Source organism: Mesorhizobium sp. M4A.F.Ca.ET.022.05.2.1, assembly GCF_003998845.1.
Taxonomy (GTDB): Bacteria; Pseudomonadota; Alphaproteobacteria; order Rhizobiales; family Rhizobiaceae; genus Mesorhizobium.
Genome location: NZ_RZOJ01000289.1, coordinates 1 through 7,780, shown reverse-complemented (window position 1 = coordinate 7,780; position 7,780 = coordinate 1). Strand labels below are relative to the sequence as shown.

General features: G+C 65.5%; 5 protein-coding genes. 4 read left to right on the top strand and 1 reads right to left on the bottom strand.

Annotated features, from left to right (window positions below):
• A partial coding sequence (locus EN745_RS24880; RefSeq protein WP_127422497.1) for a citrate synthase occupies window positions 1–1,058 on the top strand: 1,058 nt, incomplete at its 5' end.
• Window positions 1,059–1,157: 99 nt separating this feature from the next.
• Here EN745_RS24880 and phaR read toward each other — a convergent pair.
• Window positions 1,158–1,769: a polyhydroxyalkanoate synthesis repressor PhaR gene (gene phaR / locus EN745_RS24875; protein WP_126057906.1), complete on the bottom strand. Its 612-nt coding sequence runs from the start codon at window positions 1,767–1,769 to the stop codon at window positions 1,158–1,160.
• Window positions 1,770–2,070: 301 nt separating this feature from the next.
• On the opposite strand from phaR, the gene EN745_RS24870 reads away from it, so the two are divergent.
• From EN745_RS24870 to EN745_RS24860, 3 genes are all read left to right on the top strand, one after another.
• Window positions 2,071–3,255 carry an acetyl-CoA C-acetyltransferase gene (locus tag EN745_RS24870; protein WP_127422496.1) on the top strand — a complete coding sequence of 395 codons (1,185 nt, stop codon included), beginning with the start codon at window positions 2,071–2,073 and terminating at the stop codon, window positions 3,253–3,255.
• Between the two features lie 118 nt (window positions 3,256–3,373).
• Window positions 3,374–4,099 carry an acetoacetyl-CoA reductase gene (gene phbB, locus EN745_RS24865; protein ID WP_126057904.1) on the top strand — a complete coding sequence of 242 codons (726 nt, stop codon included), beginning with the start codon at window positions 3,374–3,376 and terminating at the stop codon, window positions 4,097–4,099.
• Window positions 4,100–4,823: 724 nt separating this feature from the next.
• On the top strand, window positions 4,824–7,780 hold a 2,957-nt coding region (locus EN745_RS24860; protein ID WP_127422498.1), incomplete at its 3' end, for a helicase-related protein.

The window sequence follows — 7,780 nt, the reverse complement described above, 5'->3', positions numbered from 1 at the left end:
GTATCGGCATGCGTCCGGACGCAGCCGATCCGCGCCGCAGCCAGTATCGCGCCGACGACATCGCCGCCCTCGCCACGCGCCGCGCGCGCGGCCGAAGCCCGCGAGCGATCGCAGAAAGCGCCATCGACTGGGGCGAGCCGGCTTTTGCCACCACAATCTCGACCATCCAGCATGGCGGCCTTTTCTATCGCGGCAAGGATGCTGTGACGCTCTCCGGCGCGGCCACGCTGGAGGAGACGGCAAGCCTGCTCTGGGCAGCGGACGTCCCGGTGTCGTTTGCCTCGCCCGGCCGCCGTGACGCGCGCGAGAGCGGTCGCGGCGCGGCATTCGCGACGCTGGCTGTACTGGCTGCCGAAGGCCGGCCTTCGCTGGGACGCGGGCCAGCCACGCTCTACCGCGATGCTGCCGACGCCATCGCGGCCCTGGCCGAGGCGCTCGGCGCGGCTGCGGGAAACGGCGCCGTGCATGAGAGATTGGCGCGCGGCTGGTCGGTCGGCACTGCCGGCGCCAATTTGATACGCAGGGCATTGGTGCTGCTCGCCGATCACGAGTTGAACGCCTCGACCTTCGCCACGCGGGTCGCCGCGTCCACCGGCGCGTCGGTCGCCGCCTGCCTGCTTGCCGGTCTTGCCACACTGTCCGGACCGCGCCATGGCGGCGCCGGCGAGGCCTTGCTCAATCTCGTCGAGGACGCCGAAAGGCTGGGAGCCGATGCGGCGGTCGAGCGCTGGCTTGGCCACGACCGTCCGCTGCCCGGCTTTGGCCATCCACTCTATCCGGAGGGCGACCCAAGGGCGGAGGCGTTGTTGTCCGATGTCGAGATCGATGGCTGTATGTCATGCCTCGGCGATGCCGTTCTCGGCGCGACGGGGGCGCGCCCGAACATCGACTTCGCGTTGGCCGCGCTGACGCGTCAGTTGCGCCTGCCGCCCGATGCGCCGTTCCGGCTGTTCGCGCTCGGGCGCAGCGTCGGCTCGGCCGCGCATGCCGTCGAACAGGTCATGAGCAACCGCCTGATCCGGCCCCGCGCCCGCTACGACGGGCCCGTCGGGATTTAGCGGAACTGGTGCTTATCAAAGCCAAGCCCTGGGGCGCGTCGCTCCAGGGCTTGTTGAGATTCAGGTCAGGCCGGCTTCACCTGTATGGCAACGTGCCCGTCACGACATCGTGTCGAGCTTGCGCTGCATGGCCGCGATCTGTTCCTTCAGTTCCTGGAGATCATCGGACTTTTCCGGCACTTCCTTTTTCGCAGGCTCGGCCGGGGTCGGCGAAGCCCCGTTCGCCGTCGCCGACGGAAACGGCGTGAACATGCGCATGGCGTTCTGGAACATCTCCATGTTGCGGCGCGTCTGCTCCTCCAGCGCCTTCATCGGCGTCGACATCTTCATCATGTCCATCGGCGACTTGCCGAACGCGCCCTTCATCTGTTCGCGAAAACGTTCCTGCTCCTTGGAGAAGGCGATCATCGACTGCTCGAGGAAGCTGGGCACGATCATCTGCATCTGGTCGCCGTAGAAGGCGATCAGCTGGCGCAGGAACGGGATCGGCAGCATGTTCTGCCCATCCTTGTTCTCCAGCTCGAAAATGATCTGGGTCAGCACTGGATGCGTTATGTCGTCGCCGGTCTTGGCATCCTGGACGGTGAATTCCTCGCCCTTCTTGACCATGTCGGCGAGGTCTTCCAGCGTCACATAGGTGCTGGTGCCGGTGTTGTAGAGTCGGCGGTTGGCATATTTCTTGATGACGATCGGGTCGTCTTTCGCGGCCATCAGTATCCTCCCCGGACACCGGCGCATTTGAGTAAGCAGCCGGTAACGATTGCGCCCTGTCAAGGATATGCGCAAAAGCGTCACAATTCCAAGTGGTTTGTGCAGTGCAAGATCGATTAATGCTGCATGGCGGCCGGAATATGCTGCGCAGCGAAGCGGGGACTGCAGCCCTGGCCAGCGCAGGCCTGCTTGCGGCGCATGGCCGGCATGCCCATTTCCGGTTTGACTTGGCACCGGGAAAGGGCAAGAAAGTTCCTCAACGATAGCCTAAAACACGACACCTCGAAGTCTGGAGAAGAAAATGTCCGCATCCAATGGCATAGTTGTCGCCAGCGCCGCGCGCACGGCAGTCGGCTCCTTCAACGGCAGCTTCGCCGCCACCCCGGCACATGAACTCGGCGCGGTCGTCATCAGGGAATTGCTCGAGCGGGCCAACGTCGAGCCCTCGGAAGTCGACGAGGTGATCCTCGGCCAGGTTCTGACCGCCGCCCAGGGCCAGAACCCTGCCCGCCAGGCTTCGATCAACGCCGGCCTGCCCAAGGAGACCACCGCCTGGGGCCTCAACCAGGTCTGCGGCTCGGGCCTGCGCGCGATCGCGCTCGGCATGCAGCAGATCGCCACCGGCGATGCCAAGGTGATCGTCGCCGGCGGCCAGGAATCGATGTCGCTCTCGGCGCATGCCCAGCATCTGCGCGCCGGCGTCAAGATGGGCGACTACAAGATGATCGACACCATGATCAAGGACGGGCTGTGGGATGCCTTCAACGGCTATCACATGGGCAATACCGCCGAGAATGTCGCGCGCCAGTTCCAGATCACCCGTGACGACCAGGACCAGTTCGCGCTGGCTTCGCAGAACAAGGCCGAGGCCGCGCAGAAGGCCGGCAAGTTCAAGGACGAGATCGTCGCCTTCACCATCAAGGGCAAGAAGGGCGATACGATCGTCGACCAGGACGAATATATCCGCCACGGCGCGACGCTCGACGCCATGACCAAACTTAGGCCCGCTTTCGACAAGGACGGCACGGTCACCGCCGCCAATGCCTCCGGCATCAATGACGGCGCCGCCGGCGCGCTGCTGATGAGTGAGGCCGAAGCCGCCCGGCGCGGCATCACCCCGCTGGTCCGCATCGCTTCCTGGGCGACCGCCGGCGTCGATCCGGCGATCATGGGCACCGGCCCGATTCCGGCCTCGAAGCGGGCGCTGGATAAGGCCGGTTGGTCGGTCAAGGACCTGGACCTCGTGGAGGCCAATGAGGCCTTCGCCGCACAGGCCTGCGCCGTCAACAAGGGCATGGGCTGGGATCCGTCGATCGTCAACGTCAATGGCGGCGCCATTGCCATCGGCCATCCGATCGGCGCCTCCGGCGCCCGCGTCTTCAACACGCTGGTCTTCGAGATGCGCCGCCGCGGCGTCAAGAAGGGTCTTGCCACGCTTTGCATCGGCGGCGGCATGGGCGTCGCCATGTGCGTGGAAGCGCTCTGAACTTAGCGAATAGCGAATAGGGAGTGGCTAATAGGGTAGAATGACGTGACGGGATATCAGATCCCTACTCGCTATTCGCTACTCCCTATTCGCTCTTCCGACCAAAGGGAGGAACTGCATGAGTAAGGTAGCAATCGTCACGGGCGGATCGCGCGGCATCGGCGCGGCGATATCGATCGCTTTGAAGAAGGCCGGCTATTCGGTTGCGGCGAACTATGCCGGCAATGACGAGGCGGCCGCGAAGTTCAAGGCCGAGACCGGCATCCCGGTCTACAAATGGTCGGTCGCCGACTATGACGCCTGCGCTGCCGGCATCAGGCAGGTCGAGGCCGATCTCGGCCCGGTTTCGGTGCTCGTCAACAATGCCGGCATCACTCGCGACGCCATGTTCCACAAGCTGACCCGCGAGCAGTGGAAAGAGGTCATCGACACCAACCTGTCCGGCGTCTTCAACATGACGCATCCGCTGTGGGGCGGCATGCGCGACCGCAAGTTCGGCCGCGTCATCACCATCTCCTCGATCAACGGCCAGAAGGGCCAGGCCGGTCAGGTCAACTATTCGGCCGCCAAGGCCGGCGACATCGGCTTCTCGAAGGCGCTGGCTCAAGAGGGCGCCCGCGCCGGCATCACCGTCAACGTCATCTGCCCCGGCTACATCGCCACCGAGATGGTCAGGGCAATCGACGAGAAGGTGCTCAACGAGCGCATCATCCCGCAAATCCCGGTGGGCCGGCTCGGCGAGCCGGAAGAAGTCGCGCGCTGCGTCGTCTTCCTCGCTTCCGACGAGGCCGGCTTCATCACCGGCTCGACCATCACCGCGAATGGCGGCCAGTACTTCGTTTGACGCCCCGCGCCGAGAAATAGACATCGACAAAAACGGGCCGGGAAACCGGCCCGTTTTGTTTGTCACCTCTCCGCTGTGCGGGCCTCTCGCGCGACGCCTTTGCCCCGCTCCGGCACGCAATGGTTAATGGCTCGCGCGCGGCCTGTGCAAAAGCATGTGCCCAACCTGTGGATTCTCGGTGGAAAACCTCCCTGCGACACAACATGTTGGGGTGAACAAACCAAGAAAATCCCGACATCGCTGATTCGTCGCCGATTCGTTCCGGCTTTGGGCCGGAACGTTAACGCCGAGGGCCGAGAAACGTACCCGAAAGATTAAGGCCCGTTAGGAAACGTCAAGAATTTCATAATCTTGGCCGAGGCCAGACGAACAACGTCGGTCGTTCATCGGCAAAGGTTAACGGCGACGCGCGACTCGCGTTCGTCCTGCATGAAACGGGCCAATCAAGCGATTCAGCATATGGTGAGACTCATCGTCAAAAAATCCACATGTAGCCATGAACAAACCATGAACTTCGGCGAGTCAGCGATTCGTCGCCGATTCGTTCCAGACTCGTTCTAACCGTTAATCGGGAGCGGATTTCGCCCCCCACGCGACCCATGGAGACCGACGGCGGAACATTCCGCTTTCGCTTCGCGCTCGAAATCCCTATGTGTCGGCTGTCACACGCGCCATCGCCGGCGCGCCCCCGACTACGAGCGGCAGAAAGTCTATTTCCGGGCCGATGAACGTCCAGCCGAAACACCCCCAGCCGTTGATCCTTTCCGGCCGCGACGTGACGGCCGTGCTTGGACCCACCAACACCGGCAAGACCCACCTCGCCATCGAGCGCATGGTGGCGCATGAGAGCGGCGTCATCGGCCTGCCGCTCAGGCTCCTGGCGCGCGAGGTCTATGCGCGCGTCTGCGAGAAGGTCGGCGTCCACAAGGTGGCGCTGATCACCGGCGAGGAGAAGATCCAACCGGCGGGCGCCAGATATTCGGTCTGCACGGTGGAGGCGATGCCGCGCGAGACCGATGCGGCCTTCGTCGCCATCGACGAGGTGCAGCTTGCCGGCGACCTCGAGCGTGGCCACATCTTCACCGACCGTATCCTGCATCTGCGCGGCCGCCAGGAAACGCTGCTGCTCGGCGCGGCCACCATGCACGGCATCCTGCAGCGCCTCCTGAAGGGCATCTCGGTGGTGACGCGGCCCAGGCTGTCGCACCTGGCCTATGCCGGCTCGAAGAAATTGACCCGCCTGCCGCGGCGCACCGCGATCGTCGCCTTCTCAGCCGACGAGGTCTACGCCATCGCCGAGCTGATCCGCCGCCAGCAGGGCGGTGCCGCCGTCGTGCTCGGCGCGCTCTCGCCACGCACCCGCAACGCGCAGGTGGCGCTGTTCCAGTCGGGCGACGTCGACTACCTTGTCGCCACCGACGCCATCGGCATGGGGCTCAACCTCGACCTCGACCACGTCGCCTTCGCCCAGAACCGCAAGTTCGATGGCTACCAATACCGCAACCTGACCGCGGCCGAGCTCGGCCAGATCGCCGGCCGCGCCGGCCGCCACCTGCGCGACGGCACGTTCGGCGTCACCGGCCAGGTCGATCCGCTGGACGAGGAACTGGTCCAGAAGATCGAGGGCCATGACTTCGATCCGGTGAAGGTCCTGCAATGGCGCACCGCCGATTTCGATTTCTCCAGCCTCGACGCGCTGAAGCACTCGATCGAGACCAACGCTCCGGTGGAGGGCCTGACACGCGCCCTGCCGGCGGTCGATGCGCAGGCGCTGGAGCATCTGTCGCGCGACGAGGAGATCCGCTCGCTCGCCACCGATGCCAGGCGCGTCGCGCTGCTCTGGGAAGCCTGTGCCCTGCCCGACTACCGCAAGATCGCACCGGCCCAGCATGCCGACCTGATCGCGTCGATCTACATGGACCTCGCCAGGCGCGGCCATGTCGATGAGAACTACATGGCCGAGCAGGTCCGCCGCGCCGACACGACCGATGGCGATATCGACACGCTCTCGCACCGCATCGCCCAGATCCGTACTTGGACCTTTGTCTCCAACCGGCCTGGCTGGCTGGCCGATCAGGCACACTGGCAGGAAAAGACGCGCGAAATCGAAGACAGATTGTCGGATGCGCTGCATGAGCGGTTGACGAAACGCTTCGTAGACCGCAGGACTTCCGTCCTCATGCGGCGCCTTAGAGAAAATACCATGCCTGAAGCCGAAATAAGCCCTACCGGAACCGTCCTCGTCGAAGGCCATCATGTCGGCGAGTTGCAGGGGTTCCGCTTCACCGCCGACCAGAGCGCCGGCGGCGAGGATGCCAAGGCCGTACGCACGGCTGCCCAAAAGGCGCTTGCCGCCGAGTTCGAAACGCGCGCCGAACGCTTCGGCGCCTGCGCCAATGGCGATCTCGCGCTCGGCTCCGACGGAACGCTGCGCTGGATCGGCGCGCCGATCGGCACGCTGGTTGCCGGCGATGAGCCGCTGAAGCCGCGCCTCGTGCTGCTGGCCGACGAGCAGCTCACCGGCCCGGCACGCGACAAGGTGGCGGCGCGCGCCGAGCGCTTTGTCAATTTCCAGATCGAGTCGCTGCTGAAGCCGTTGGTCGACCTGAAGAATGCCGAGCAGCTCACCGGCATCGGTCGCGGCATCGCCTTCCAGCTCGTCGAGCATTTCGGCCTCATAAACCGCCGCGACATCGCCGAGGAGATGAAGTCGCTCGACCAGGAGGGCCGCGCGGCGCTGCGCCGGCTGGGCGTGCGCTTCGGCGCCTACCACGTCTTCGTGCCGGCGCTGGTCAAGCCGGCGCCGGCCGGGCTGGTGACGCTTCTCTGGGCGCTGAAGAATGACGGCAAGGACAAGCCCGGCTTTGGCGACGTGGTGCATGCGCTGGCGTCGGGCCGCACCTCGGTGGTCATCGATCCCGCCTTCGACAAGAGCTTCTACAAGCTCGCCGGCTACCGCAATCTAGGTCGCCGCGCGGTGCGCGTCGATATCCTCGAGCGGCTGGCCGACCTGATCCGCCCCGCGACCAACTGGAAGCCGGGGCTGGGCCAGCGTCCCGACGGCGCCTATGACGGCCACGCCTTCATGGTGACGCCGCCGATGATGTCGATCCTCGGCGCTACCGCCGACGACATGGAAGAGATCCTCAAAGGTCTCGGCTATCGCGCCGAGCCGAAGCCGGCAGCCGAGGTCAAGGCGCGGCTCGAGGCGCAGGACAGTGCCGCGCGCGAGGCGGCCGCCGCCAAGCTTGCGGCGGAAGAGGCGGCAAAGGCCGAGATGGCCGCAGCGGCCGCAGCCACGGCTGCGGAAGCCGGTGCCGAAACACCGGCCGAGGGTTCTGGACCTGGGCCGGACGCCACTGTCGCGCCGGATGCCACGGTCGACGTTTCGGCCGAACCCGTCACCGCACTGGTCGCTGAAGAGCCGCTTGAGGCTCCAGCCCAAGCCACGCACGAGGCCCCGGTGGTGGCGGAAGCCGCCGCCGAAGAACCAGCTGACGCTGCTCCGGCAGCCGAGGCGGAGGCAGAAGCCCAGACTGCGGAAGTCGACGTCGTAGCGGGAGAGCCGGTGGCCGAGGACTCGCCGGCGGCGGCCGACGTGTCCACCCAGCCTGCCGCGACTGCGGAAGCCGGCGAGACGGCATCCGAGGCCGAGGAGCCGAAGCCTATCCTGTTGTGGCG